This is a genomic window from Microbacterium imperiale (assembly GCF_017876655.1).
GTDB classification, from domain to species: Bacteria; Actinomycetota; Actinomycetes; order Actinomycetales; family Microbacteriaceae; genus Microbacterium; species Microbacterium imperiale.
Genome location: NZ_JAGIOK010000001.1, coordinates 942,589 through 967,641 on the forward strand (window position 1 = coordinate 942,589; position 25,053 = coordinate 967,641).

Sequence of the window (25,053 nt, forward strand, 5' to 3'; positions counted from 1 at the left end):
CGGACCCCGTGCGCTGACCCCGCGCTCGTCCCGCTGTCAAGACGTTCCCGACCGCGAGGACGCGATCTAGGCTCATCCCGAGCGCACACCGCGCCGTCCCGCGAGGAGGAGAAGTCATGAGCGTCACGAGCGAAGCGACCACCAGCTGGAAGGGCAGTCTGGCCGAAGGATCCGGGCAGATCGCCCTGGAGAGCTCGAACCAGGGCCCGTTCGAGGTCAACTGGAAGGCACGCAGCGAGGGCTCGACCTCTGTCACGACGCCCGAGGAGCTCATCGCCGCGGCGCACTCGTCGTGCTTCTCGATGGCGCTGTCGCACGCCCTCGCCGAGAACGGCACGCCGCCGGAGTCGGTCGAGACGACGGCATCCGTCACCTTCATCCCGGGCACCGGCATCACGGGATCCCACCTCAACGTCAACGCCGTCGTCCCGGGCCTGTCGGCCGAGGACTTCGACCGCCTCGCACAAGAGGCCAAGAGCGGCTGCCCCGTCTCGGCGGCGCTCGCTGGTATCGAGATCACGCTCGAGGCGACGCTTGGCTGACGCAGCCGCGCCCGGACGGGTCGTCGTCGCGGGCGCGTCCGGTCTCATCGGGCGCGCCCTCGTCGAGAGCCTGCGCAGCGACGGAATCGCCGTCACGCGGTTGGTCCGTCGCCCTGCGGCCGCACCCGACGAGGTGCAGTGGTCGCCCGGCGAACGCCCCCTCGACCCCGAGGTGCTCGCGGGCGCCCGAGCCGTCGTCGGCCTGAACGGCGCCAGCATCGGGCGCTTCCCGTGGACGCGCTCGTACAAGCACGAGCTGGTGTGGTCGCGGCTCCTTCCCACCGAGACGCTCGCCCGAGCCGTGCGAGCACTCGGTTCGGACGCCCCCGCGTTCCTGTCGTCGTCGGCGGTCGGGTACTACCCGTCGCGGCCCGGCGCCCGGATGAACGAGACGGCCCCCCGCGGCGACACCTTCCTGGCGGACCTGTGCGGCGAGTGGGAGACGGCTGCGCTCACGGCACGCGATCACGCGCGGGTCGTCCTGCTGCGCACCGCGCCGGTCGTGCATCCCGAAGCCGTGCTCAAGCCCCTCATCCTGCTGACGCGCGCGGGCCTGGCCGGTCCGATCGGGCGCGGCACGCAGGTGTGGCCCTGGATCTCGCTCGTGGACGAGGTCGCGGCCATCCGCCACCTCATCGATGCGGATGTCGCCGGGCCGGTCAATCTCACCGGGCCGACGCGCGCGACGGCCAACGACGTCGGCTTCAGCCTCGCCCTGCGGATGAACCGTCCCTACCTCGTGCGTGCGCCCGAGTGGGGGCTGCGTCTCGTGCTCGGCCGCGACGCGACCGACGCTCTGCTGACCAACGACACCGACGTCGTGCCGACCGTCCTCGAGAGGTCGGGGTTCTCGTTCACGCAACCTCGCGTCCAGGACGCGATCGCCGCGGTCGTCCCGCCGCGGTGAGGGCGGACGGCGATCAGGCGCGTCGCTCGGCCCGTTCGAGCCCGATGGCCGTGCGCACCGCGTGACGGGCCCGTCGCCGATCGCCGGCGCCGTCGTACGCCAGACCCAGCCGGAACCAGGCGCGCCAGTCCTCCGGTGCCCGTTCGACCGCCTCGCGGTAGCGCGGGAACAGCGCATCCGCCTCGGCACGGTCGGGACGTCCGCTCGGAGCGAGGACAATCTCCTCGCTCGGCAGGTCGGCCTCGGACTCGAGCCGCTTCGCCAGCCGTGAGGCCGAGGCGCCGAAGCTGAGCTCGCGCCAGAGGGCCCAGGTCGCGATGACGGGCAGGACCACGAGTGCGACCCCCATCGTGACGCCGACGGGGTCGCCGGAGGTCAGCAGGAGCACGGCGCGCTGCGCGACGAACACGATGTACAACGCCAACAGCGCCGACATCACGACGGCGAGGATGCGGGCGCTCATGCGCCGGTGACGCGCGCGACCTGGCCGGACAGGCCGCCGTCCTCCGCGCCGACCTCGGCGGGAACGGCGCGGCTGATGCCGATGTCGATGAAGCTGTCGAGTCCGACGGTGATGCCGCGCGCCTCGCGGGCGGCATCGAGGGCGATCCGGATGCCGGGCTCGTAGGCCCGGGCCGGCTCGATCGTGTCGTGGACGATCGAGAGGGACTCACCGGGACCCGACAGGATCGTCTCCTGCCGAGCGATGACCCCGGGACGCCGCAGCGAGTGGATCGGCACGCTCGCGACCTTCTGGCCGCGCGCCCGCTGATCGGCGTGAGGCGACTCGACCGGGCCCACATCCGCGCGCGCCGCAGCGATGAGCTCAGCCGTCCGAACGGCGGTGCCGCTGGGCGAGTCGACCTTGGTGTCGCGGTGAGCCTCGATGATCTCGATCGAGGGGAAGAACGACGCCGAGGCGGCGGCGATGGCGCTGCCGACGACGGAGCCGAGCGAGAAGTTCGGGATGAACACGACGCCGGTGCCTGCGGCATCCACCAGCGGGCGCACCTGCGCGATGCGTTCCTCGGACCAGCCCGAGGTGCCCACGAGCACGTTGATGCCGCGCTCGACGGCGGCGCGGACGACGTCGACCGAGACGGCGGGCGTCGAGGCGTCGACGACGAGGTCGGCACCGTCCAGCTCATCCAGCGCACTGCGACTGGTCAGCACGGCGACGACCTCGAACCCGTCGGAGCGGTCGATCACGTCGCGGATGATGCCGCCGAGCTTTCCGGTTCCGCCCACGAGGGCCACGCGCGTGGTCATGGCTTCCAGCCTACGCCGGAGAGAACTGGACGACCGTGTCCCAGGCGAGCTTGACGACGAGGATCGACAGCACGACGAGGAACACGATCCGCACGAAGCCGCTGCCGTTCTTGGTGGCCATGCGCGCCCCGATGAATCCGCCGGTCATGTTCGCCGTGGCCATGACGAGCGCGAGCAGCAGCAGGATCTCGCCGTGCACTCCGTAGACGAGCAGCGCGGCCAGGTTCGTCGTGAGGTTGGCGATCTTCGCATTGACGCTGGCCTGCAGGAAGCCGTATCCGAGCACCGCGACGAGCAGGATCACGAAGAACGAGCCCGTACCGGGGCCGAGGATGCCGTCGTAGAAGCCGACGCCCACACCGATCACACTCGAGCGCCAGATGATCGCCGCTCGACCGTCGTGGCGCGGCTCGTGGTGCAGACCCATCTTCGGCTTGAGCAGGGTGTAGATCGCCACCGCGACGACCGCCACGAGCACGATCGGGGTCAGCAGCTCGCGCGGGACGTAGCGCGACAGCGCCGCCCCGACGGCCGACCCCGCGAACGCACCGGCGACGAGGGGTACGAGCAGCACGAGTTGCACCTGGATGCGGCGCAGATACACCCAGCTCGCCGACAGCGTGCCGGCGAACGACGACAGCTTGTTCGTGCCGAGGATGAACGGCGTCGCGACATCCTTCGGCACGCCGATGACGAGCGCCGGCAGCTGGATCAACCCTCCTCCGCCGACCACCGCGTCGACCCACCCCGCCACACCCGCCGCGACGATCAGGAAGACGAGCGCGGATATCGAGACCGGCAGCCAGTCGGCGAGGAGGGGACCATCGAGCACCGGTCGATTCTCCGGCTCCGGCCCCGCCCCGTCCAATCGGGCGACGCGTCGTGCGCGCTTCGCGGCTCAGACGAGCAGGATGTCGGGCAGGCCCGTGCGCAGTTCGACGGGCAGGTGCGCCAGGTCGTTGTGCGACACCAGCGTCCACGGCCGGCCCGGACGCTGCGCGAGCACCGTCAGACCGCAGTGGGCCTGGTTGATCGTCAGCCAGCGCCAGTCGGGAGCTTGCAGCACCTCGCGCACGAACCAGGCGATGACGAAGTTGTGGGTGATGAGGAGTTCGTGCGTCTCGGGCTTGCGGGCGAGGAACTCGCCCACCGCGTCCGACATCTGCGCGGCGCCGGCCTCCGTCTCGGCCTCGGTGTAGGAGCCGAAGAACGGCTCGTAGGAGGGCGGAGTGTCGGGGGTCATCCCGGTCGGGACGCAGTCGAACAGCAGCGACGACGCCTGCGGAGACACGGCGGGCAGTCGCTTCGCGACGGCGCGCGCGGTCTCTTGCGCGCGCTCGAGGGGCGAATGCCAGACGGCGTCGAGTGGGACGCCGGAGATGCGATCGGCGAGCAGTTCGGCCTGGCGGCGGCCGCGCGGTGAGAGCGGGCCGTCTTCGAGTCCGTGCTCGGCGTCCTGATGCTCTCCGTGGCGCACGAGGTAGAGATACTGCGTCACAGAAGCTCGATTCGAAACGATGAACAGGGCGTGATCCAGCCTACGTCACGGTCCTGACAGGCGGCCCGATCCTCCCGGCGGTGCGGTCACGCGCCGTCACGTCGGGCGTGCGTCACTCCACGGCGCGAGCGATGTCGGCGAGGTGCGATCGTCCGAGCTTGACCCCCACGCCCTGAGCAAGCTGATCGACGTGGCCGGGCAGGCTGGCGTTGACGATCGGCGCCGTGACGATCCGCTGCGCGAGCAGCCAGGCGACCGCGACCGCCGCCGTGGGCACGGACAGCTCGTCGGTGATGCGGTCGAGCGCCTTGAGCACGCGGGTGCCGCGACGGTTCATGCGAGCGGCGAGCTGTGAACCGCGCACGGTCGCCGACAGCCCGGTGCGATCGCGGTGCGCGCCCGTGAGGAAACCGTGCTCGAGCGCCTGCGAGGGCGTGACGGCAAGGCCTTGGGCCCCGGCGATGAGGCGCAGATCGCCGTCGAAGTCCGAGCGGTGCAGCAGGTTGTAGGGCACGTCGAGCGCCGTGAGCCGGGGGTAGCCCGCCGACGAGAGGATCCGCGCCTCGACGAGCTGCATCGCGGTGTAGCCGCTCGCCGCGAGCGCGCGCACCTTTCCGCTGTCGACGAGCCACTCCGCCGTGGCCAGGGTGTCTTCGATCGCCGTGGTGCCGTCGGTCGCGGCATCCAGGTAGAGCACGTCGATCCGGTCGGTTCCGAGCCGGCGAAGCGAGGCCTCGACCGAGCGGACGAGGTTGACCGAACCGAGGCCCGGGTTGTCGGGATGACCCCCGATGCGAACGGTGAGGACGATGTCGTCACGGATGCCGCGGCTGGCGAGCCAGCGCCCGATGATGTGCTCGCTGCGGCCCGAGGAGTATCCGTCGGCGGTGTGGACGGCGTTGCCGCCGCGCTGGCGGTAGGCGTCGAGCACGGCATGGCTCGCCGCGAGGTCGATCGTCCAGCCGAACTCCGCTCCGCCGAGGATGAGAGGGAAGATCCGCATCCCGGTCTCTCCGAGGGCGACGCGCACCTGCGATCCGACGGGCGGCCCGTGCACCGGGATCGGACTCGACGGATGCACGGCGGGCGCAGTGCCGGGAGCGACCTGAGTCACCCGCTCCCCCGTCATCGCACACCTCCGCGTCGGCGCCCAGGTCGCGAGACACAGCACCTCGGCGCGCACTTCGAGATTAGGACACGGTGTGCCGGTCGGCGCGGATTACCGCGAACGCGCCGTAAATATCGCATAACTGTTTCATCACGACCCGCCGAGACCGGCGGCGATGGCGGAAACGACGGATGCCCGCCCCCGAGTCGGGGACGGGCATCCGGTCGATCAGGCGCCTCAGGCCTCGGCGGGAGCCTCCGCGGCCTCGCCTGCCGGGGCTGCAGTCTCGGCGTCAGCGGCCTCTTCGAGAACCGGCTCGAGCGAGAGCTTGCCGCGGTCGTCGATCTTCGTGATGCGCACGAGGATCTTCTGGCCGACGCCCAGGACATCCTCGACGTTCTCGACGCGCTTGCCGCCGGCGAGCTTGCGGACCTCGCTGACGTGCAGCAGGCCGTCCTTGCCGGGCAGCAGCGAGACGAACGCGCCGAAGGTCGCGATCTTGACGACCGTGCCCAGGAACTGCTCGCCCACCTCGGGGTTGGTCGGGTTGGCGATCGCGTTGACCTGCGCACGAGCCGCCTCGGCCGAGGGACCGTCGACCGCGCCGATGTACACGGTGCCGTCGTCCTCGATCGAGATCTGCGCGCCCGTCTCGTCCTGGATCGAGTTGATCGTCTTGCCCTTGGGGCCGATGAGCTCGCCGATCTTGTCGACCGGGATCTGGACGCTGATGACGCGCGGCGCGGTCGGCGCCATCTCGTCGGGGCTGTCGATCGCGGCGTTGAGGACACCGAGGATCGTCAGACGCGCCTCCTTGGCCTGGGTCAGCGCCGCCGTGAGCACCGACGACGGGATGCCGTCGAGCTTCGTGTCGAGCTGAATGGCCGTGACGAACTCACTGGTACCGGCGACCTTGAAGTCCATGTCGCCGAGAGCGTCCTCGGCACCGAGGATGTCGGTCAGAGCCGCGTAGCGCGTCTCGCCGTCGACCTCATCGGTGACCAGACCCATCGCGATACCGGCGACCGGGGCGCGCAGCGGCACACCGGCGTTCAGCAGCGACAGCGTCGAGGCGCAGACCGAGCCCATCGACGTCGAACCGTTCGAGCCGAGGGCCTCGGAGACCTGACGGATCGCGTACGGGAACTCCTCGCGGCTGGGCAGCACCGGCACGAGCGCGCGCTCGGCCAGGAAGCCGTGCCCGATCTCGCGACGCTTGGGGCTGCCGACACGGCCGGTCTCACCGGTCGAGTAAGGCGGGAAGTTGTAGTGGTGCATGTAGCGCTTGCTCGTCGTGGGCGACAGCGAGTCGATCTGCTGCTCCATCTTGAGCATGTTCAGCGTCGTGACGCCCATGATCTGGGTCTCACCGCGCTGGAAGATCGCCGAGCCGTGAACGCGCGGGATGACCTGCACTTCGGCGTCGAGCGGACGGATGTCGGCGAGGCCACGACCGTCGATGCGGACGCCTTCGCTGAGGATGCGACCGCGCACGATCTTCTTGGTGACCGACTTGTATGCGGCGGAGAACTCCGCGAGCGCCGAGGCGGGCAGCTGCTCGGCCTCGACCGCGGCGGCGACCTCGCCCTTGACGCGCTCCTTGATGGCGTCGTCGGCGTTCTGGCGCTCCTGCTTGTCGGCGATCTGGTAGACGCCCGTCAGCTCGCCGTAAGCGCGCTCGGCCACGAAGTCGTAGACCTCGGGGGCGTACGGGGGGAAGACGGGGTAGACGCCCGGCTCGCGCGAAGCGGAAGCCGCCATCGAGGCCTGCGCCTCGACGAGCTGCTTGATGAAGGGCTTCGACGCCTCGAGGCCCTGCGCGACGATCTCTTCGCTCGGCTTGACGGCGCCGCCCTTGATGAGGTCCCAGCTGCCTTCGGTCGCCTCAGCCTCGACCATCATGATGGCCACTTCACCGTCGGGCAGCACGCGGCCGGCGACGGTGAGGTCGAAGACGGACTCCTCGACGGTCTTCTGGTTCGGGAACACGACCCACTGGTCCTCGTGCTCGCCGTGGCCAGGGACGAGCGCGAGGCGCACGCCGGCGATGGGGCCGGAGAAGGGCAGGCCCGAGATCTGCGTCGATGCCGACGCGGCGTTGATCGCGAGGGCGTCGTAGTACTCGCCCGGCGCGATCGAGAGGACCGTGATGACGATCTGGACCTCGTTGCGCAGGCCGTCGACGAACGACGGGCGCAGCGGGCGGTCGATCAGGCGGCAGACGAGGATCGCCTCGGTCGAGGGGCGTCCCTCGCGGCGGAAGAACGAACCCGGGATCTTGCCGGCGGCGTACGAGCGCTCCTCGACGTCGACGGTCAGCGGGAAGAAGTCGAAGCCTTCGCGCGGGTGCTTGCCGGCGCTGGTGGCCGAGAGGAGCATCGTCTCCTCGTCGAGGTAGGCGGCAACGGCGCCCTGCGCCTGCTGTGCCAGACGTCCGGTCTCGAACCGGACGGTGCGGGTGCCGAAGCGGCCGTTGTCGAGGACGGCTTCGGCTGCGGTGATTTCTGGACCTTCCAAGAGGTCTCTCCTTCTTTGTTTAGACTCGCACGCGCGTTTCGCGCACGAGATCGTGCAAAGGAGCGGGGCAGATATGGGCGCGCGGTCAGAGCCGCGAGAACCGCCTGCGCTGGTCACCAGTCGAAGATCACCATCTCCTCGGTCGACATGCGACCGGGATGGGAACCCACCACAGGGGACCAGCTTCCTGCCGGATCCGCTCCATGAGCTCAGTGTGTAATTGAGCGGATGCCGAACGGCAACCTGCACCAGCCTATCAGTGCGGGCCTCGCGCGCGACCCCTGCGCCGGGGGTCGACACCGCCATTTCCCCGGTCTGGTCGGCCCGTCGCCGGTGCGGGACATGTCCGACCGGTTATGGAAAGCGCAGTAGCCTCATCTGGTGAACTCCGACGCAACCGAGCCGAAGAGCGACGAGCCCGGCGACAGCGAGCACGACACGGTCGAGACGGTTCCGGGCATCGGCCTGACATACGTCGTCGGACGGTGGGTGCTGGCTCCGCTGGCTCGCATGCTCTACCGCCCGCGCATCGAGGGACGCGAGAACTTCCCGCGCAAGGGCGCCGTCATCCTCGCCAGCAACCACCTGTCGTTCATCGACTCGTTCGTCATCCCGATGGCCGCCCCCCGCCCCGTCCGGTTCCTGGCGAAATCGAGCTACTTCGACGGCACGGGGTTCCGCGGCTGGCTCTCCCGTGAGTTCTTCTACGCCGCCGGAGCCTTCCCGGTGCGTCGCGGCGCCGGCCAGGCCGCGCTGGACGCCCTCGATCAGCAGAAGAAGATGCTGGATGCCGGCTGGTCGACGGCGCTGTACCCCGAGGGGACGCGTTCGCTCGACGGTCGCCTGTACAAGGGACGCACGGGAGTCGCTTTCCTGGCGCTGCAGACCGGCGCGCCGGTCATCCCGGTGGGACTGATCGGCACGAGCGAGATCATGCCCGTCGGCGCGAAGTTCCCCCGGCTGCGCCCGCGCGTGACCGTCCGGTTCGGCGCGCCGCTGGACCTCAGCCACCACGGCTCTGCGGACTCGGGTCGCGCTCGCCGAGGCGCGACCGACGAGATCATGGCCGCGATCCACGCTCTGTCGGGCCAGGAGCTCGCGGGAACCTACAACGAGGCCCCGCCGCAGAACGCCGTCGAGCGCATCAAGCAGGCACTCCCCCACGAGCGTCGCTGAGCCGCGCCGCCCGTCGTCGTCACTCCGAGCCGGCGACGACGATCGTCGGCTCGTGGCGGACCGGGAAATTGACCGAGTTCGCGATGAAGCACCATTCGTGCGCCTGCGCGTGCGCGCGCTCGGCGGCATCCACCATCGACGCGTCGGCGACGACGACGCGGGGATGCAGCACCACTTCCGCGAAAGCACCGCCACCGCGACCGTCCTCCCGCATGACACCCAACGCCTCGTCGCTGTAGTCGACGACCACGACGCCGGCCGACACGCACGCGTGGAGGTAGGACAGGAGGTGGCATTCGGCGAGCGCCGACACCAGCAGGTCCTCGGGGTTCCACCGCCCCGGGTCTCCGCGGAACGGCTTGTCGCTCGAGGCGGCGAGATCGGGCTTGCCGGCGATGCTGAGGGTGACGGATCGGTCGTAGTCGCGGTAGCCGGTCGTGCCGGCGCCGCGGTTGCCGGTCCATTCGGCACGGACGGCGTACCGGTGCTCACCCCACATGCGCACAGTCTGACACGCCGTCGTCGCCGTCCTCCGGCGGTAGGCTGGCGAGGTGCCGCAGACCCTCCCTGTTTCCGCCGCTGTCGAACTCGCGGTCGTGGAGCGCAGCGGCTTCATCGAGTCGCGTCACGCCGGCGCCGCCGTGGTGCTCGGCGCCGATGGTGCGCTGCTGCGCACGCTGGGCGATGTCGACGCGCCGATCCTGCCGCGTTCGACACTCAAGCCGCTGCAGGCACTCGCGAGCCTGACCGCCGGTGCCACGCTCGAGGGCGAGCGCCTCGGCCTGGCGACCGCCAGCCACTCCGGCACCGACCGTCACGTGGCCGTCGTCCGCGACATCCTGAACTCCGTCGGACTGGGCGAGGACGACCTCGGATGCCCGCCGGCCTGGCCCGGCGACACCGCGACCCGCGACGAGCTCGTCCGCGAGCTGGGTTCGCCGACGCGCATCCGCATGAACTGCTCCGGCAAGCACGCGGCCATGCTCGCCGCCTGCGTCGCGAGCGGCTGGGACACCGCCACCTACCTCTCGCCGGACCACCCGCTGCAGGTGCACACGCGCGACGTGATCGAGCGGCTCACCGGCGCGAAGGCCGCCGCCATGGCGATCGACGGCTGCGGTGCACCGGTCTACGCGATGAGCCTCGTGGCGCTCGGGCGGGCTATCCAGCGCATCGGCACGGCGAGCGAGCGCTCGCCCTTCGCGCTGCACCGCATGGCGGGGTCTCTCGTGCGCGCTGTGCGCGAGAACCCGTGGACGATCGACGGCCCGGGGCGCCCCGACACCGTCGCGATCGAGCGACTGGGCGTGTTCGCCAAGACGGGTGCCGAAGGCGTGATGGTGATGGTCGCACCCGACGGGACGACCGCTGCGCTCAAGGTCCTCGACGGCAACGGCCGCGCCGCGAGCGCGATCGCCCTGACCCTGCTCGTGCGGGCCGGCGCCCTCGAGGCGGCTCAGGTCGCGCCCGTCATCGCGAAGCTCCCGCTGACCGTGCTCGGCGGCGGACAGGATGTCGGCATCATCCGGCCGACGGTGTAGCCGCTCCTCACAAGGGAGCGCGGAAAGGACTGCCATGCGCATCAGCGTTCCCAGCGAGGTCAAGAACAACGAGTACCGGGTCGCCCTCACGCCCGCCGGCGTGCACGACCTGGTCGCCGCCGGACACGAGGTCTTCGTGCAGCGCGGAGCCGGCATCGGGTCGTCTCTGCCGGACGCGGAGTACGTCGAGGCCGGAGCGGTGCTCCTCGACGACGCGGACGAGGTCTGGGCTCGCGCCGAGCTGCTGCTCAAGGTGAAGGAGCCCATCGCCAGCGAGTATCACCGCTTCCGCGACGACCTCGTGATCTTCACCTACCTGCACCTCGCGGCCGACCGCGCCCTGACCGAGCGGCTCGTCGCCGACGGGGTGACCGCGATCGCCTACGAGACCGTGCAGGTCGCGGGTGGCGGGCTGCCGCTCCTCGCGCCCATGAGCGAGGTCGCCGGGCGCCTGGCCCCCATGGTCGGCGCCTCGACGCTGCTGCGCTCCGCGGGCGGGCGCGGGCTGCTCATGTCCGGCGTCCCGGGCACGCGTCCCGCGACGGTGACGGTGATCGGCGGCGGCGTCGCCGGCGCGAACGCCGCGTACGTTGCCGCGGGCATGGGCGCCGATGTCACGGTGTTCGACACGAACATTCAGCGGCTGCGCTTCCTCGACGACCACTTCCAGGGCCGAGTGAAGACCGCGGCGTCGAACCCGCTCGACCTCGACCGGGCGGTCATCGGGTCGGACCTGGTCATCGGGTCGGTCCTGATCCCGGGAGCGAAGGCCCCCAAGCTGGTCCGCAACGAGACCGTCGCACGCATGCGCCCGGGGTCGGTACTGGTCGACATCGCGGTCGATCAGGGCGGCTGCTTCGAAGACACCCGTGCGACGACGCACGCTGAACCGACGTTCACCGTCCATGAGAGCGTCTTCTACTGCGTCGCGAACATGCCCGGTGCCGTCCCGAACACCTCGACCGCGGCTCTGACCAACGCGACCCTGCCCTACATCCGCCAGATCGCCCGGCGGGGGTGGCGCGACGCGCTGCGCGCCGACCCCGCGCTGGCGGCCGGCCTGAACACCACGGCCGGCCACGTCGTGAACGACGGCGTCGCGACCGCTCACGGTATCGACCTGACCGATCCCGCTGACGTCCTCGCCTGACGCGGCCGTCACCGTCGCGTCTCCTGGGCACCGGGGAGGACGACGCGGCGCACCCGCTCGCTCTTGGTGTCGAAGAGCCAGGCCCGCGACCTTCCCGGTGCCGCGTAGGGCGGCAGCTCTCGATTGCCCGTGATCAGACGCACCTCGGGCCCGCACGCGGCGTCGACGACGAGCTGCCGGCGCGCCGCGTCGGCGCCGGCCCCTCGCCACCGACCGATCCATGTCTCCGGCGTGCCCCACACGACGCACCCGGTGCGAAGCGGCGTCGCCGCGCCGAGCTCGACGATCTCGATGCCGCGTCGCCGCCACGCGTCGAGGGTGGCGAAGGTGCGGTCGACGGCCGGCGCCACGAAGCCCGTGGCGTGCCGGGGCCAGAAGGTCACCGGCTGATCGGGCGTCGTCGGAACAGTCGCGCCCGCCGCGGTGTCGTGGGCGAACTGGACGAGAGTGCCGCCCCACCTCCCCCGCCCGGGCGGAAGACGTCCGTCGTGATGATGCGCCTCACCGCCGAGGGCCACGTACTCGGCCCGCGATGCCGCCGCGAGCACGACGCGGTCCGGAATGTGATCGACGATGCGTCCGACCGCCGCCGTCACGCGCTGAGCGGAGCAGACCAGACGGATGCCGCGCCCGCGCGCCTCGCGCGCGACGCGTTCGAGCCCGGCGCCGGCCTCGGCGGCGTAGTCACCGGGCAGGCGCGCGAGAAGCAGATCGAGGTCGTCGATGATGACGACGGTGCCCGCCTCCGCGCCGGGCAGCGTGCTCACGGCATCCCAGGCACCCTCAGGGTCCGCCGGCACCCGCCAGCATCGCTCGGGAGCGACCTGCGCCGCGACGGCTCGCAGGACGGACGACCGACCGGCCCCGGATCGTCCGACGACCACGAGGCCGGGCGCATCGTCGCCGAGTGCGACGACACGCTGGCGCTGCTCGGCCGGCTCGTCCGCCACTCCAAGGACGATCCGCCCCGCCTGCCGGAGGGAATCGAGCGGCAGCGATGTCGGCAGCGGCGGCAGCCAGGGGCGCCGCACCGGAGCGTGCCCGGCCGCCCGGGCCGCGGCCGCGATCTCGTCGATCGCCTCACGGGGGCACCGCGTCACCCGCAACAGCCGGGGCTCGCTGTCCGCGGCACCTCGCACGAGCGCCGTGCCGCGGTCGGACGAGCCGCCGGGGATCGCCGCTGCATCGATGCAACCGATCACCGCGCGCGACTCGCCCGGGTCGCTGACGCGGAGCGCGATTCGCAAGGGCGCGTTGGCGAGCACCGCTTCACGGAAGCCCGCGGCGCGCTGCGTCGCCAGCACGAGATGCATCCCGAGGGCGCGGCCCCGCGCGGCGATGTCGGCGAAGACCGCATGCAGGCCGGGATGTGCGGCGGGGAGGGCCGCGTACTCGTCGACCACGACCACCAGCCGTGGCAGGATGCCGTCGACCTCGGTCACGTCACGCGCGCCGTGTTCCGCCAGGACGCGCTCGCGATGCCGCACCTCGGCCGTCAGGCTGTCGATGGCCCGTAGCGCCGCGGTGTCATCCAGGTCGGTCACGACGCCCGTCACGTGCGGCAACGCCGTCAAGGGGTCGAACGACCTGCCGCCCTTGAAGTCCACGAGCAGGAAGACCACACGGTCGGGACCGAACCTGGCCGCGAGCGCCGCGACCCACGTCACCAGCAGCTCGCTCTTGCCCGAACCCGTGACGCCGACGACGACCGCGTGCGGGCCGTCGTCGACCAGATCGACCGCGACGAGTCCCGTCGCTCCCGACCCGAGAGCGACCCGCAATCCGCCCGACGGCGCCGAGGCCAGGTCTCCGAATGTCGCCGGTGTCGCAGGCGGTCCGGCCAACGCCGCCTGCTGCTCGCGCATCAGCTCGTACACCGCGTCCGCGGCATCCCGCCCGAGGACTTCCGGGCGCACCGGCACGGCGAGCCCGTCGTATTCGAGCACGGCGTCGTCGGGTCCGAGCAGCCGCACCACGGCGGCGCAGCGCGGCGGCGGCGCCCCCGCGTCCACGCACACGATGACGGCGTCGGCGTCAGCGGGAATGGCGGAGGCGGCACCGCCCCACAGGCGAAGACTCCCGGTTCCGCTCGCGTGCGGCATACGAGCGTCGCCGTCGGCCCGCAGGCCCTCGACGCGCAGCCGGTCGGGCGGGTGCGTGAGGCACAACTGCGCGATGAGCGCGCGTGCGACCGCAGCCGCCGCGACACGGGGACCGATCACGGCGATCCCTGCCGTCAGCGGCACGCCTACGGGGGCGCGGTCGAGCCTCCCAGCCTCACGGCGGAGGTCGCGCGCCGCCTCGGTGTCACCCTCGATGCGGACCGCGGAAGCGTCGGTTCCCGCCCCGACGACGACCACGCTGCCGCGCCCCGGCACGGGCCGCCAGATCTCAGCGGGGCGGGCGAGGTATCCGGCGACATCGGGGGTCACCCGCCATCGCGCCCTGCGCTCGACGTCGTGGCGGCGCGCCAGGTCCGCGCGAGCCGCCGCGAGCGCCGACGCGGTCTCTCGCCGTGCGCGGCGGCGGTGGCGACGCCTGACCCGGGCGGCGTCGAGCACGGCCGCCACGGCGGCAAGAGGTCCGATCGCCGCGAACCACAGCGCCGTCGCCGAGCCGGTGATCTGCCACAGGACGGCAGCACCGACCGCGGGCACGAGCGCAGCCCAGAGCGGGAACCCGGGACGTGCGGGCTCCGGTGGAGGCGGCGGCATCCGGATGGGGTCGTCGAGTTCGGCCGTCGTATGCACGGCATCAACTCAATCGCCCGCGTGGGTGCCGTGCGGCGGCCCGCGGCGAAGCGGTGGACGAGCTCGGTCAGTCCGCGACTGGGGAGGACTCGCCGGGCCCGGCGGCCTCGGGCGCATCGCTCGCGGAAGCGGCGAAGTGCGCGTCGAGCACGATGATCGTGACGTTGTCGCGGCCGCCGTTCTCGAGCGCCGCGTGCATCATCGCCGTCACGGCCGCGGCCGGATCAGCGTTCTCGAGCAGGAAGTGCAGGATGCCGTAGTCGGTGAGCTCCTTGGTGAGGCCGTCGCTGCAGATGACGAAGCGATCGCCGTCCACGACGTCGAGTCGCACGTAGTCGGGGGTGACGCCGTCGCTCGGGCCGACGGCGCGCGTGATGACGTTGCCGTAGGGGTGCTGCTCGGCCTCTTCGGGGCTGAGCCGCCCCGCGGCGACGAGCTCCTGCACGACGGAGTGATCCGTGGTGACCTGCGCGATCGCCTCGTCGCGCAACAGGTACACGCGCGAGTCGCCGATGTTCAGGGTGATCCACTGCGGCTCGCCGTCGACGATGTCGAGGTAGACACCCGTGACCGTGGTGCCGGTGCCATCGTCGGTCGTCTCGGGATGATCGGCGATGTCGCCCACCGCGCGCTCGAGCGCCTCTTCGATGTCCTCCGGCGTCACGACGCCGCGCTCGGCGACCGCCCGCAGTCGGTCGACGGCGCTCGCGCTGGCGATCTCGCCGCCGATGTGACCGCCCATGCCGTCGGCCACGATGAAGAGCGGATACTCCGCGAGGACGGCATCCTGGTTGCTGTCTCGACGACGTCCGGTGTCGGTCGCAGCCGCCCAACGGAGCTCGATCGCACCGGACGGGGCGTCCACGATCCGGGATTGGGTCGTGGGTTCGGGCACGCTGTCACTCTTCCTTCGTCGACGGGTCGGCGTGTCACACTCTAGTAGACCCGCCCGATCCGCGGGTTCGTCAGCCCGCAGCGGGGTCCGCGGGCAGCGGGAAGAATCCGTCGATCTCGTCCAGCTCGGCGGGGGTCGGCTGCCACGCGGATGCCGCCGCCGCGTTCGTCCGCACCTGTTCCGGCGACGTCGCGCCGGCGATGACGCTGCTGAGTGCGGGCTGGGCGAGCAGCCAGCCGATGGTGGCCTCGAGCATCGTGATCGAACGCTCGTCGCAGAATGCGCGGTAGGCGTCGAGGGCGTCCCACGGCGCCTTCTCCCAGAGGTGACGCCGCTCGCGCGCCACGCGAGAGTCGGCCGGAACGTGATCGCGCATGAACTTGCCGGTGAGTAGTCCGTTGTGCAGCGGGAAGTAGGGCAGCAGACCGCGATCGTATCGCCGCACCGCGGGGAGCACCTCGCGCTCGGCGGCGCGCGCCAGGAGGCTGTAGTGGTTCTGCGCCGACACGAAGGGCACGTCACCGCGCGCCCGGGCGACGGCTTCGGCCTCGGCGATCTGCCAGCCGGAGAAGTTCGAGTGCCCGATGTAGCGCACCTTGCCCTCGCGCACGAGCTCGGTCAGCGCGTCGAGCGTCTCTTCGATCGGCGTCTCCGGGTCGGGCGTGTGGAGCTGGTAGAGGTCGATCCAGTCCGTCTGCAGCCGCTCGAGGGACGCCTCCACGGCGCGGCGGATGTACGCACGCGAGCCTTTGGCCCCGGGCAGGCCGAGGTCGACGGCGCTGTGCCCGAACTTCGTCGCCAGCACGATCCGGTCGCGACGGCCGCGCAGCGCCTCGCCCATGAGCGTCTCGGAGAGGCCGGGCTCGCCCCCGTAGATGTCAGCGGTGTCGAAGAAGGTGACACCGGCGTCGAGCGCGGCGTCGATGACCGCGACCGTCCCGTCGATGGTCTCGGTGACGGTGCCCCGGCGGCCGAAGTTGTTGCACCCCAGCCCGACGGCCGAGACGAGGAGTCCGGAGGAACCGAGTCTGCGTGAGGGCACTGCTTCGACCATCCCCCCACGCTAACCCCGAAACGACGACGGAGCCCCCGCCACGAGGGCGAGGGCTCCGAATCGGTCAGGGACGCGGTGCGCCGGGCGCCGGCGGCTCGGTCGAAGGCGGGGTCTGCGTGGTCGGCGGCGGGTACGCGCCAGCCGGCGACGACGGGGTTCCTCCGGCCGGGGGTACGTAGCCGGCGCCGGGCGCGCCGTAGCCGGCAGCCGGTGCCGGGCCCCCGTCGGGCTGCACGGGGATGCCGCGCCAGACGGTGGTGTCGCGCAGGAACGAGGTACGCCACGGCGACGGCTGCACATTCGGGTTCCACGGCGCGTTCGAGAACGCCGCGATGCCGAGCCAGATCAGACCGCCGATGCCGGGGATGATGTAAAGCAGCACGAGCGGCCAGTCCTTGCCCAGCTTCAGTCCGACGCGCCAGCTCGCCATCGCGAGAGCGACGATCGCGACGTAGCCGAGGATCGGACCGATCACCGGGATGTTGCTGAGCACCGCGGTCACGAGGAACGCGCCCAGCATGACCCACGGCGAGAGGTCGCCGAGCTTGGCGAACACGAGTTCGCGGTAGATCGGCACCCAAGCACGCCACTTCCCCTGCACACCCGCCTTCTCGAAGATCTTCATGTAGAAGAACGAGCTGATCAGGTAGCCGGCGAGGGCGAGGATCAGGATGACGGGCAGGATCAGGAAGAAGAAGGCGAGGAACGCTCCTACGCCTGCACCACCACCGTCGTAGTAATCCGGCATGAACGACCTCCTCAGTCGTGACCCGCGTCGACGCGGTCGCGTCGGCGGTCGCCGCTCATGCTAGCGAAGACCGCCCTGCCGTGTGCGGCATACGGCGGCCACATTCGCCCCGCGGTCAGACGACGATCTGCAGCTCGCCCGCCTTGTCGCCGTCGCGAACCTCCCAGCCCGCCGACGTCGCCCAGGACAGGAAGTCCTCACGCGAGGTGATCTCGGCGACCGAACGCGCCATGGCGCGGACGAGCTCGCCCTTCGCGTGCTTGTTGAAATGGTTCAGGGCGCGCACGGTGCCGTCGGCGCCCGCCGTGACGACCCGCACGAACGCCGACGGGATGGACGCCGGCGCCGGCGCGAGCGCCACGTACGCCTCCGAGCGCAGGTCGAGCAGGAACGGGGCATCGGTCGCCGCGAGCGCCGCGGTCGACGCCGCCGCCCAGTGCCGCCGGAGCGGCGGGATGCCGGGCAGAGCGGCGCCGGCCGCCAGGCGGTAGGCCGGAATCGCGTCGAGCGCGCCGACCGGACCGAACGGAGCCGACTGGATCAGGACGTGCTCGCCGATCCAGCCGCGCGCGGCCGGCTCGAGCGTCGACGCGTCGAGCGCGTCGAAGAGCACACCGGTGTAGCGATCGATCGCGGGCATCGTCGGCGCCGTCGGCAGCGCCGCGTTCACGGCGACCTCGCCGAGCTGCCGGGCGCTCAGCTTGAGCACGCGAGCGGCGGTGCCGGGATCGGCCGACAGCGCGACGAGCGCCGCGACGGCCGCCCGCCGCTCGGGCGCGAGTTGCGGCAACGCGAGCGCGTCGAGGTCGAGCGCCGCACCGGTGCCGCCGATGCGCTTCGTCTCGGAGGGCGGCAGCAGCACCAGCATCCGGATGATCCCCTTCATACGAGAGACCACACCCCGTCCGGGCGACCGCGACTCGCGCGGCCCCAGACGGGGTGTGGTCTCTGGTTCGTTCTGTGTCAGGCCAGGGCGGCGTTGCCGGCGACGATGGTGAGCTCATCGCCCTCCATCGACAGGAAGCCGTCCTGCGCGTTGGCGACGATCTTCTCGCCGCCGGGCTGGGTGATGCGGACCTGCCCTTCGGCGAGGATCGCCAGGACCGGCTCGTGACCCGCCATGAAGCCGATCTCGCCCTCGACGGTCTTGGCCACGACGAGCGATGCCTCGCCCGACCAGACCTCCGCCTCGGCGGAGACGAGCGTGACCGTCAGAGCCATGTCAGCTGTTCTCCTTCTGGATCTTGGCCCACTTCTCTTCGACGTCGGAGATGCCGCCGACGTTGAAGAACGCCTGCTCGGCGACGTGGTCGAAATCACCCTTGACGATCGCGTCGAACGACTCGATGGTCTCCTTGATCGGGACCGTGGAGCCCTCGACGCCGGTGAACTTCTTGGCCATGTAGGTGTTCTGCGAGAGGAACTGCTGGATGCGGCGTGCGCGCGACACGACGATCTTGTCCTCTTCCGAGAGCTCGTCGACACCGAGGATCGCGATGATCTCCTGCAGTTCCTTGTTCTTCTGCAGGATCTGCTTCACGGCGGTGGCCACGCGGTAGTGGTCGTCACCGATGTAGCGGGGGTCGAGGATGCGGCTGGTCGAGCTCAGCGGGTCGACGGCGGGGTACAGACCCTTCGACGCGATCTCGCGCGAGAGCTCCGTGGTCGCGTCGAGGTGCGCGAAGGTCGTCGCCGGTGCCGGGTCGGTGTAGTCGTCGGCGGGGACGTAGATCGCCTGCAGCGAGGTGATCGAGTGACCGCGCGTCGAGGTGATGCGCTCCTGGAGGACACCCATCTCGTCGGCGAGGTTCGGCTGGTAGCCCACCGCGGAGGGCATGCGGCCGAGCAGCGTCGACACCTCGGAACCCGCCTGCGTGAAGCGGAAGATGTTGTCGATGAACAGCAGCACGTCCTGCTTCTGCACGTCGCGGAAGTACTCCGCCATCGTCAGGGCCGACAGGGCGACGCGCAGGCGCGTCCCCGGCGGCTCGTCCATCTGGCCGAAGACGAGGGCGGTCTTGTCGAAGACGCCCGCCTCCTCCATCTCGCCGATGAGGTCGTTGCCCTCACGCGTGCGCTCACCGACACCGGCGAACACCGACACACCACCGTGGTCCTGCGCGACGCGCTGGATCATCTCCTGGATGAGGACGGTCTTGCCGACGCCGGCACCGCCGAAGAGGCCGATCTTTCCACCCTGCACGTAGGGCGTCAGCAGGTCGATGACCTTGATGCCGGTCTCGAACATCTGCGTCTTCGACTCGAGCTGGTCGAAGTTCGGGGCCGCGCGGTGGATGCCCCAGCGCTCGGTGACCTCGATGGTCTCGCCCTCGGCGGCGTTCAGCACGTCACCGGTGACGTTGAAGACCTTGCCCTTGGTGACGTCGCCGACGGGAACTGTGATCGGGCCGCCGGTGTCGCGCACCTCCTGGCCGCGGACCATGCCGTCGGTCGGCTTCAGCGAGATGGCACGGACGAGGTCGTCGCCGAGGTGCTGAGCGACCTCGAGGGTGATCTCGGTGGACTCGCCGTTGACCGTGATCGTGGTCTTGAGCGCGTTGTAGATGTCGGGGATCGAGTCGTGCGGGAACTCGATGTCGACGACGGGGCCGGTGACGCGCGCAACGCGGCCGACGACCGACGTGGCTTCGGCAGTGACGGTAGTCATGTCTGTCTCTTTCGGTTGGTCTTACTTGCCCGACGCCAGAGCGTCGGCGCCGCCGACGATCTCGGCGATCTGCTGAGTGATCTCGGCCTGGCGAGCGTTGTTGCGCAGGCGGGTGTAGTCGGTGATGAGCTTGTCGGCGTTGTCGCTGGCCGACTTCATCGCCTTCTGGGTCGCGGCGTGCTTCGCGGCCGACGACTGGAGGAGTGCGTTGAAGACGCGGCTCTGCACGTACACCGGCAGCAGAGCGTCGAGCACCGTCTCGGGGTCGGGCTCGAACTCGTACAGCGGGTACACCGGCGCCTGCTCGGCACCGGCGGCGTCGGCCTCGACGACCTCGAGCGGCAGCAGTCGGACCGACTCGGGAGTCTGCGTCATCATGCTGACGAACCGGTTGAAGACGAGGTGGATCTCGTCCACGCCGCCGTCCTCGCCACCCTGCGCGTATGCGTCGAGAAGCGCGCCGGCGATCTGCTCGGCCGTGCTGAAGTGCGGCGTGTCGGTGTCACCCGTCCACTCCCCCGCCGACCGCATACGACGGAACTGGAAGTACCCGACGGCCTTGCGGCCGACGAGGTAGTAGTCCACTTCCTTGCCCTGCGACCGCAGCAGCTCGGCCAGCTCGAGACCCTCACGGAGGATCTGCGAGTTGAACGCGCCGGCGAGGCCGCGGTCGGAGGCGAAGATGACCACCGCGGAACGGCGGATCGTCTCGCGCTCGGTCGTGAGCGGGTGCTCGACGTCGGAGTGGGTCGCCACCGCGGAGACGGCGCGCGTCACGGCCCGCGCGAAGGGAGAGGACGCGCGGACGCGACCCATCGCCTTCTGAATGCGCGAAGCCGCGATGAGCTCCATCGCCTTCGTGATCTTCTTGGTCGTCTGAGCAGAGCTGATCTTCTGCTTGTAGACCCGGAGTTGTGCGCCCATAAGTGTGTCGTCCTCCGCGTCAGCCGCGGCGGCCCTTGACGATCTGCTCCTGGTTCACGTCGTCGGCTGCGGCTGCGGCGGTCTCCTCGGTGCCGGGCTTGTTGATGGCCTGGCCCTTCCCACCCCGGAACTCGAGCACGAACGCGTCGACGACCTTCTCGAGCTCGGCGACCGTGTCGTCACCCAGCACGTTGGTCTCGCGCAGCGTGTCGAGGATCGTGGTGTTGCGCTTCAGGTAGTCGAGCAGCTCGCGCTCGAACGTCAGCACATCCTCGACCTCGATCGTGTCGAGCTTGCCGTTGGTGCCGGCCCAGATCGACACGACCTGCTCCTCGACCGGGTACGGCGAGTACTGCGGCTGCTTGAGCAGCTCGGTCAGACGCGCACCACGGGCGAGCTGACGACGCGAGGCGGCGTCGAGGTCGGAGGCGAACATGGCGAAGGCCTCGAGCGAGCGGTACTGGGCCAGCTCGAGCTTGAGCGTGCCCGACACCTTCTTGATCGACTTGACCTGCGCGTCACCGCCGACGCGCGACACCGAGATGCCGACGTCGACCGCGGGACGCTGGTTCGCGTTGAACAGGTCCGACTGCAGGAAGATCTGGCCGTCGGTGATCGAGATGACGTTGGTCGGGATGTAGGCCGAGACGTCGTTCGCCTTCGTCTCGATGATGGGCAGGCCCGTCATCGATCCGGCGCCGAGCTCGTCCGACAGCTTCGCGCAACGCTCGAGCAGACGCGAGTGCAGGTAGAACACGTCGCCGGGGTATGCCTCGCGGCCCGGCGGACGGCGCAGCAGCAGCGACACGGCACGGTAGGCCTCGGCCTGCTTCGACAGGTCGTCGAAGATGATCAGGACGTGCTTGCCCTCGTACATCCAGTGCTGGCCGATGGCCGAACCGGTGTAGGGGGCGAGGTACTTGAAGCCGGCGGGGTCGGATGCCGGAGCCGCGACGATCGTCGTGTACTCCATGGCACCGGCGTCCTCGAGCGCGCCCTTCACCGAAGCGATGGTCGAGCCCTTCTGGCCGATGGCGACGTAGATGCAGCGGACCTGCTTGTTGACGTCGCCCGACTCCCAGTTGGCCTTCTGGTTGATGATCGTGTCGATCGCGATGGCCGTCTTGCCGGTCTGGCGGTCGCCGATGATCAGCTGACGCTGACCGCGGCCGACGGGGATCATCGCGTCGATGGCCTTGATGCCGGTCTGCATCGGCTCGTGGACGCTCTTGCGCTGCATGACGCCGGGCGCCTGCAGCTCGAGTGCGCGACGACCGCTGGTCGCGATCTCGCCGAGACCGTCGATCGGGTTGCCGAGCGGGTCGACGACGCGGCCGAGGTAGCCCTCGCCGACACCGACCGAGAGGACCTCGCCGGTGCGGGTGACCTTCTGGCCGGCCTGGATCCCGGCGAAGTCACCGAGGATCACGACACCGATCTCGTGCTCGTCGAGGTTCTGGGCGAGACCCTCGACGCCGTTCTCGAAGCGGACGAGCTCGTTCGCCATGACGCCGGGCAGTCCCTCGACGTGGGCGATGCCGTCGGCCGCGTCGACGACGGTGCCGACCTCGGTCGCGGCGGCCCCGGTGGGCTCGTACGCGGCGACGAAGTCTTTCAGCGCGTCACGGATGACATCCGGGCTGATGGACAGTTCTGCCATGGTGTTCCTTCGGTCCTGAGTCTGTGGGTCCGGATGCGTCCGGCCGGGTCCGCCCCTGCGGGCGAGGAGGAGGTGTGTCAGCCCGCCAGTCGCTGGCGGAGATCGGAGAGGCGAGAGGCGACCGTCGCGTCGATGACGTCGTCGCCGATCTCGATGCGCAGCCCGCCCACGACCGCCGGGTCGACGATCAGGTTGAGCGCGACCGCGGTGCCGTAACGGCGGGACAGGGTGTCGGTCAGGCGCGCGCGCTGGTGGTCGTTCAGGGGAGCCGCCGTGCGGACGGTGGCGACGATGCGACCGCGCTGGCTCGACACGATGCGGATCGCGCGCTCGAGCAGCTGCCGCACCCGACGTTCGCGCGGACGCTGCACGACGGCCGAAGCGACCAGTCGCGCTCCGGCGCCGGCGCGCCCGTCGAGCAGACGGTCAACGAGTGCGCCCTTCGCGGACGCGTCGCCGAGACGGCTGCCGAGTGCGAGTTCGAGCTCGGGGTTGCCCGCGATGGCGTGCAGCACACCGAACAACTCGTTCTCGAGGTCTCCGGTGTCGGCGACGGCCGCGACGCGGATCGCGAGTTCCTCGACGGCGTCGACGAAGTCGTCGACCGACGACCAGCGCTGCTCGGCCGCAACCTGCAGCAGCGCCACGGTCTGCGGCGCGAACACCGAACCGAACACCTGGGTGACGACCGCGTCGCGAGCCTGCAGCGACGCGGTGTCGTCCGTCAGCGCGCCGCTCAGCTGCGGCGAGTCCGCCAGAGCCCGCGCGGCGACGAACAGCTCACCGGCGACGTCGAGCGTGAGCCCGGACGCGGCGCCGATCGCCGACGTTGTCGCGACGAGCGCCTGAGTGGTCGCGCTGCCCATCAGTTCGACGCCTTCTCGGAAGCCTCGAGCTCGCTGAGGAAGCGATCGACGACGGCCTGCGCCTTCTGATCGTCGGACAGGGTCTCGCCGATGACGCCGCCGGCCAGGTCGAGCGCCAGCGTGCCGACCTCGCTGCGCAGCGAGACGGCGGCCGCCTGACGCTCGGCCTCGATCTGCGTGTGCGCAGCCGCGGTGAGACGCTCGGCCTCAGCCGAGGCGTTCTGCTTCGCCTCGCTGACGATCTTGCGACCGTCCTCGCGAGCAGCGTCGCGGATCTCGCCGGCTTCCTTGCGAGCCTCGGCCAGCTGGGCCGTGTACTCCTCGAGAGCCGCCTCCGCCTTGCGCTGAGCCTCGTCGGCCTTGGCGATGTTGCCCTCGATGGCTGCGCTGCGCGCGTCGAGCACCGTGTTCAGGCGCGGCATCGCGTAGCGCACCACCACGAAGATGATGACGAGGAAGCAGACAGCCGACCAGATGATGTCGTAGACCGCCGGGAGGATGGGGACCTGGTTCGACCCCTCCTCCGCCGCAAGCGTGACAAGAGCGTTCAGCATCCTGTCTCCTTATCTATGGGTCGCGTTCGGATCAGAGCGCGTTGAAGATGAACGGCGTGACGATGCCGATCAGCGCGAGGATCTCGATGAAGGCGACACCGATGAACATGGTGCTCTGCAGGCGGCCGGCGAGCTCGGGCTGACGGGCGGTCGACTCGATGGTCTTGCCGATCATGATGCCGAGGCCGATGGCGGGGCCGATGGCCGCGAGGCCGTAACCCACGGTCGCGATGTTGCCGGTGACCTGGGCGAGAACCGTCGTTGCGTCCACTGGTTGTTTTCCTTTCGTAGGGCGAGCAGCCGGTCAGCTGCTCGTCAGTGCTCTTCCGCGACCGCGAGCTGGATGTAGACCGCGGTGAGGATCGTGAAGACGTAGGCCTGGAGGATCGAGACGAAGATCTCGAAGAGGGTGAAGGCGAAGCCCATGGCGAGCGTGCCCGCCGCGAGCGGCGTGAACGCGTTGAGCCCGAGCAGGAAGAACTGCGTCGCCGCGAAGAACAGGACGAGCATGAGGTGCCCGACCATCATGTTCAGCAGGAGTCGCAGGAACAGCGACACCGGACGCGCGATGAAGGTCGAGATGAGCTCGACGAGCGCGATGATCGGCAGCAGGTACACCGGAACGCCGCTCGGCACGAGCGAGTTCTTCAGGAAGTGCCCGACGCCGTGGCGCTTGATGCCCGCGTAGATGAACATGACGTAGGCCACGAGCGCGAACACCAGCGGCGCACCGGCCACCGAGGTTCCCGCGATGTTCATGCCGGGGATGACGCCCGTCAGGTTCATGAACAGGATCGTGAAGAACATGGCCGTCAGCAGCGGGAGGAAGCGGCGGCCGTCCTTCTCGCCCAGCACCTGGTACACGACCTGGTTGCGGACGAATCCGAAGCCGAACTCGACGACGCTCTGGAATCGTCCGGGGACGACCGAGAGGCGGCGCGTGCCCAGCACGAGGAAGAGCACCAGCAGCACGGTGGCGATGACCTGAACCATGCTGATCCGCGTGAATTCGAAGGGAGTGCCTTCGAACAGCAGAGCCGGCGGGAAGAAGTCGGAGATGGACGGCGGGTGGAACTCGTTGTCCGATGCCGCCGCTGCGACAATCGTCGTCGCTTGAGTCAACGTATTGGCTCCAGCTTCTCGGGCCAGCCAGGACTAGCTCGGTGAGGGTCAGAAGGGGAACGACTCCAGCGGGGCCTCAGTGTCGCCACTGCACACCGGCCGCA

25 protein-coding genes are annotated in these 25,053 nt (G+C 70.2%); 5 read left to right on the forward strand and 20 right to left on the reverse strand.

Annotation, left to right across the window (positions count from 1 at the left end):
* The first annotated feature begins 116 nt into the window (after positions 1–116).
* Positions 117–542 (forward strand): OsmC family peroxiredoxin, encoded by a 426-nt coding sequence (locus tag JOF37_RS04730; protein ID WP_210005581.1) that lies wholly within the window; start codon positions 117–119, stop codon positions 540–542.
* Complete coding sequence (locus tag JOF37_RS04735; RefSeq protein WP_210005583.1) at positions 535–1,449, forward strand: TIGR01777 family oxidoreductase; 915 nt, start codon at positions 535–537, stop codon at positions 1,447–1,449. Before JOF37_RS04730 ends, JOF37_RS04735 begins: the two co-directional genes overlap by 8 nt.
* Positions 1,450–1,462: 13 nt before the next feature.
* Here JOF37_RS04735 and JOF37_RS04740 read toward each other — a convergent pair whose 3' ends face one another.
* The 6 genes from JOF37_RS04740 to JOF37_RS04765 all read right to left on the reverse strand — a co-directional run bounded on the left by JOF37_RS04740 (position 1,463) and on the right by JOF37_RS04765 (position 7,841).
* Positions 1,463–1,912 (reverse strand): tetratricopeptide repeat protein, encoded by a 450-nt coding sequence (locus JOF37_RS04740; RefSeq protein WP_210005586.1) that lies wholly within the window; start codon positions 1,910–1,912, stop codon positions 1,463–1,465.
* Positions 1,909–2,718 (reverse strand): 4-hydroxy-tetrahydrodipicolinate reductase, encoded by an 810-nt coding sequence (gene dapB / locus JOF37_RS04745; RefSeq protein WP_210005590.1) that lies wholly within the window; start codon positions 2,716–2,718, stop codon positions 1,909–1,911. Before dapB ends, JOF37_RS04740 begins: the two co-directional genes overlap by 4 nt.
* Before the next feature lie 10 nt (positions 2,719–2,728).
* Positions 2,729–3,550 carry a TSUP family transporter gene (locus JOF37_RS04750; RefSeq protein ID WP_210005597.1) on the reverse strand — a complete coding sequence of 274 codons (822 nt, stop codon included), beginning with the start codon at positions 3,548–3,550 and terminating at the stop codon, positions 2,729–2,731.
* Positions 3,551–3,616: 66 nt separating this feature from the next.
* A complete protein-coding gene (locus JOF37_RS04755; RefSeq protein ID WP_210005598.1) occupies positions 3,617–4,216 on the reverse strand; it encodes a histidine phosphatase family protein in 600 nt (199 codons plus the stop codon).
* Between the two features lie 112 nt (positions 4,217–4,328).
* Complete coding sequence (locus JOF37_RS04760) at positions 4,329–5,330, reverse strand: aldo/keto reductase (RefSeq protein WP_271174831.1); 1,002 nt, start codon at positions 5,328–5,330, stop codon at positions 4,329–4,331.
* Between the two features lie 231 nt (positions 5,331–5,561).
* Positions 5,562–7,841 carry a polyribonucleotide nucleotidyltransferase gene (locus JOF37_RS04765; RefSeq protein WP_210005609.1) on the reverse strand — a complete coding sequence of 760 codons (2,280 nt, stop codon included), beginning with the start codon at positions 7,839–7,841 and terminating at the stop codon, positions 5,562–5,564.
* Between the two features lie 381 nt (positions 7,842–8,222).
* Here JOF37_RS04765 and JOF37_RS04770 point away from each other — a divergent pair, with 381 nt between their 5' ends.
* Positions 8,223–9,017 carry a lysophospholipid acyltransferase family protein gene (locus tag JOF37_RS04770; protein WP_372445413.1) on the forward strand — a complete coding sequence of 265 codons (795 nt, stop codon included), beginning with the start codon at positions 8,223–8,225 and terminating at the stop codon, positions 9,015–9,017.
* A gap of 19 nt (positions 9,018–9,036) precedes the next feature.
* On the opposite strand, the gene JOF37_RS04775 is transcribed toward JOF37_RS04770, so the two are convergent.
* Entirely contained in the window at positions 9,037–9,516 is a 480-nt protein-coding gene (locus JOF37_RS04775; protein ID WP_210005610.1) for an OsmC family protein, read from the reverse strand.
* Positions 9,517–9,568: 52 nt separating this feature from the next.
* Between JOF37_RS04775 and JOF37_RS04780 the strand changes: the two genes are divergently transcribed.
* Complete coding sequence (locus JOF37_RS04780) at positions 9,569–10,558, forward strand: asparaginase (RefSeq protein WP_210005611.1); 990 nt, start codon at positions 9,569–9,571, stop codon at positions 10,556–10,558.
* 34 nt (positions 10,559–10,592) lie between these two features.
* A complete protein-coding gene (ald, locus tag JOF37_RS04785; RefSeq protein ID WP_210005616.1) occupies positions 10,593–11,708 on the forward strand; it encodes an alanine dehydrogenase in 1,116 nt (371 codons plus the stop codon).
* Between the two features lie 8 nt (positions 11,709–11,716).
* Here the strand turns inward: ald and JOF37_RS04790 are convergent, their stop codons facing one another.
* The 13 genes from JOF37_RS04790 to atpB all read right to left on the reverse strand — a co-directional run bounded on the left by JOF37_RS04790 (position 11,717) and on the right by atpB (position 24,949).
* The gene (locus tag JOF37_RS04790) at positions 11,717–14,458 is read right to left on the reverse strand and encodes an FtsK/SpoIIIE domain-containing protein (RefSeq protein ID WP_210005617.1); all 2,742 of its coding nucleotides are present in this window, start codon (positions 14,456–14,458) and stop codon (positions 11,717–11,719) included.
* A gap of 67 nt (positions 14,459–14,525) precedes the next feature.
* Complete coding sequence (locus tag JOF37_RS04795; RefSeq protein WP_210005618.1) at positions 14,526–15,353, reverse strand: PP2C family protein-serine/threonine phosphatase; 828 nt, start codon at positions 15,351–15,353, stop codon at positions 14,526–14,528.
* 70 nt (positions 15,354–15,423) lie between these two features.
* Positions 15,424–16,407, reverse strand: coding sequence for an aldo/keto reductase (locus tag JOF37_RS04800; protein WP_210005619.1), 984 nt, complete (start codon positions 16,405–16,407; stop codon positions 15,424–15,426).
* 64 nt (positions 16,408–16,471) lie between these two features.
* On the reverse strand, positions 16,472–17,155 hold the full coding sequence (locus tag JOF37_RS04805) for a large exoprotein (RefSeq protein WP_210005620.1): 684 nt from the start codon (positions 17,153–17,155) through the stop codon (positions 16,472–16,474).
* 115 nt (positions 17,156–17,270) lie between these two features.
* Entirely contained in the window at positions 17,271–18,023 is a 753-nt protein-coding gene (locus JOF37_RS04810; RefSeq protein ID WP_210007671.1) for a YaaA family protein, read from the reverse strand.
* A gap of 95 nt (positions 18,024–18,118) precedes the next feature.
* Positions 18,119–18,376, reverse strand: coding sequence for a F0F1 ATP synthase subunit epsilon (locus JOF37_RS04815; protein ID WP_023955192.1), 258 nt, complete (start codon positions 18,374–18,376; stop codon positions 18,119–18,121).
* A 1-nt stretch (position 18,377) separates the two neighbouring features.
* Positions 18,378–19,823 (reverse strand): F0F1 ATP synthase subunit beta, encoded by a 1,446-nt coding sequence (gene atpD, locus JOF37_RS04820; protein ID WP_210005621.1) that lies wholly within the window; start codon positions 19,821–19,823, stop codon positions 18,378–18,380.
* 21 nt (positions 19,824–19,844) lie between these two features.
* A complete protein-coding gene (locus JOF37_RS04825; RefSeq protein ID WP_210005623.1) occupies positions 19,845–20,747 on the reverse strand; it encodes a F0F1 ATP synthase subunit gamma in 903 nt (300 codons plus the stop codon).
* Positions 20,748–20,766: 19 nt separating this feature from the next.
* Positions 20,767–22,407: a F0F1 ATP synthase subunit alpha gene (atpA, locus tag JOF37_RS04830; RefSeq protein WP_210005625.1), complete on the reverse strand. Its 1,641-nt coding sequence runs from the start codon at positions 22,405–22,407 to the stop codon at positions 20,767–20,769.
* A gap of 77 nt (positions 22,408–22,484) precedes the next feature.
* Entirely contained in the window at positions 22,485–23,273 is a 789-nt protein-coding gene (locus tag JOF37_RS04835; protein ID WP_210005627.1) for a F0F1 ATP synthase subunit delta, read from the reverse strand.
* The gene (locus tag JOF37_RS04840) at positions 23,273–23,827 is read right to left on the reverse strand and encodes a F0F1 ATP synthase subunit B (protein WP_120264817.1); all 555 of its coding nucleotides are present in this window, start codon (positions 23,825–23,827) and stop codon (positions 23,273–23,275) included. The genes JOF37_RS04835 and JOF37_RS04840 overlap by 1 nt, the downstream gene beginning before the upstream one ends.
* Before the next feature lie 31 nt (positions 23,828–23,858).
* The gene (gene atpE, locus JOF37_RS04845; protein ID WP_023955203.1) at positions 23,859–24,098 is read right to left on the reverse strand and encodes an ATP synthase F0 subunit C; all 240 of its coding nucleotides are present in this window, start codon (positions 24,096–24,098) and stop codon (positions 23,859–23,861) included.
* A gap of 44 nt (positions 24,099–24,142) precedes the next feature.
* Positions 24,143–24,949 (reverse strand): F0F1 ATP synthase subunit A, encoded by an 807-nt coding sequence (atpB, locus tag JOF37_RS04850; protein ID WP_245338099.1) that lies wholly within the window; start codon positions 24,947–24,949, stop codon positions 24,143–24,145.
* Between the last annotated feature and the right edge of the window lie 104 nt (positions 24,950–25,053).

Coding starts and splice junctions, on each gene's coding strand:
- JOF37_RS04730 (WP_210005581.1), top strand. CDS start 117: ATGAGCGTCACGAGCGAAGCGACCACCAGCTGGAAGGGCAGTCTGGCC.
- JOF37_RS04835 (WP_210005627.1), bottom strand. CDS start 23,273: ATGGGCAGCGCGACCACTCAGGCGCTCGTCGCGACAACGTCGGCGATC.
- JOF37_RS04800 (WP_210005619.1), bottom strand. CDS start 16,407: ATGGTCGAAGCAGTGCCCTCACGCAGACTCGGTTCCTCCGGACTCCTC.
- JOF37_RS04775 (WP_210005610.1), bottom strand. CDS start 9,516: ATGTGGGGTGAGCACCGGTACGCCGTCCGTGCCGAATGGACCGGCAAC.
- atpD (WP_210005621.1), bottom strand. CDS start 19,823: ATGACTACCGTCACTGCCGAAGCCACGTCGGTCGTCGGCCGCGTTGCG.
- dapB (WP_210005590.1), bottom strand. CDS start 2,718: ATGACCACGCGCGTGGCCCTCGTGGGCGGAACCGGAAAGCTCGGCGGC.
- JOF37_RS04840 (WP_120264817.1), bottom strand. CDS start 23,827: ATGCTGAACGCTCTTGTCACGCTTGCGGCGGAGGAGGGGTCGAACCAG.
- atpA (WP_210005625.1), bottom strand. CDS start 22,407: ATGGCAGAACTGTCCATCAGCCCGGATGTCATCCGTGACGCGCTGAAA.
- JOF37_RS04740 (WP_210005586.1), bottom strand. CDS start 1,912: ATGAGCGCCCGCATCCTCGCCGTCGTGATGTCGGCGCTGTTGGCGTTG.
- JOF37_RS04810 (WP_210007671.1), bottom strand. CDS start 18,023: ATGCTGGTGCTGCTGCCGCCCTCCGAGACGAAGCGCATCGGCGGCACC.
- JOF37_RS04805 (WP_210005620.1), bottom strand. CDS start 17,155: ATGCCGGATTACTACGACGGTGGTGGTGCAGGCGTAGGAGCGTTCCTC.
- JOF37_RS04815 (WP_023955192.1), bottom strand. CDS start 18,376: ATGGCTCTGACGGTCACGCTCGTCTCCGCCGAGGCGGAGGTCTGGTCG.
- ald (WP_210005616.1), top strand. CDS start 10,593: ATGCGCATCAGCGTTCCCAGCGAGGTCAAGAACAACGAGTACCGGGTC.
- JOF37_RS04825 (WP_210005623.1), bottom strand. CDS start 20,747: ATGGGCGCACAACTCCGGGTCTACAAGCAGAAGATCAGCTCTGCTCAG.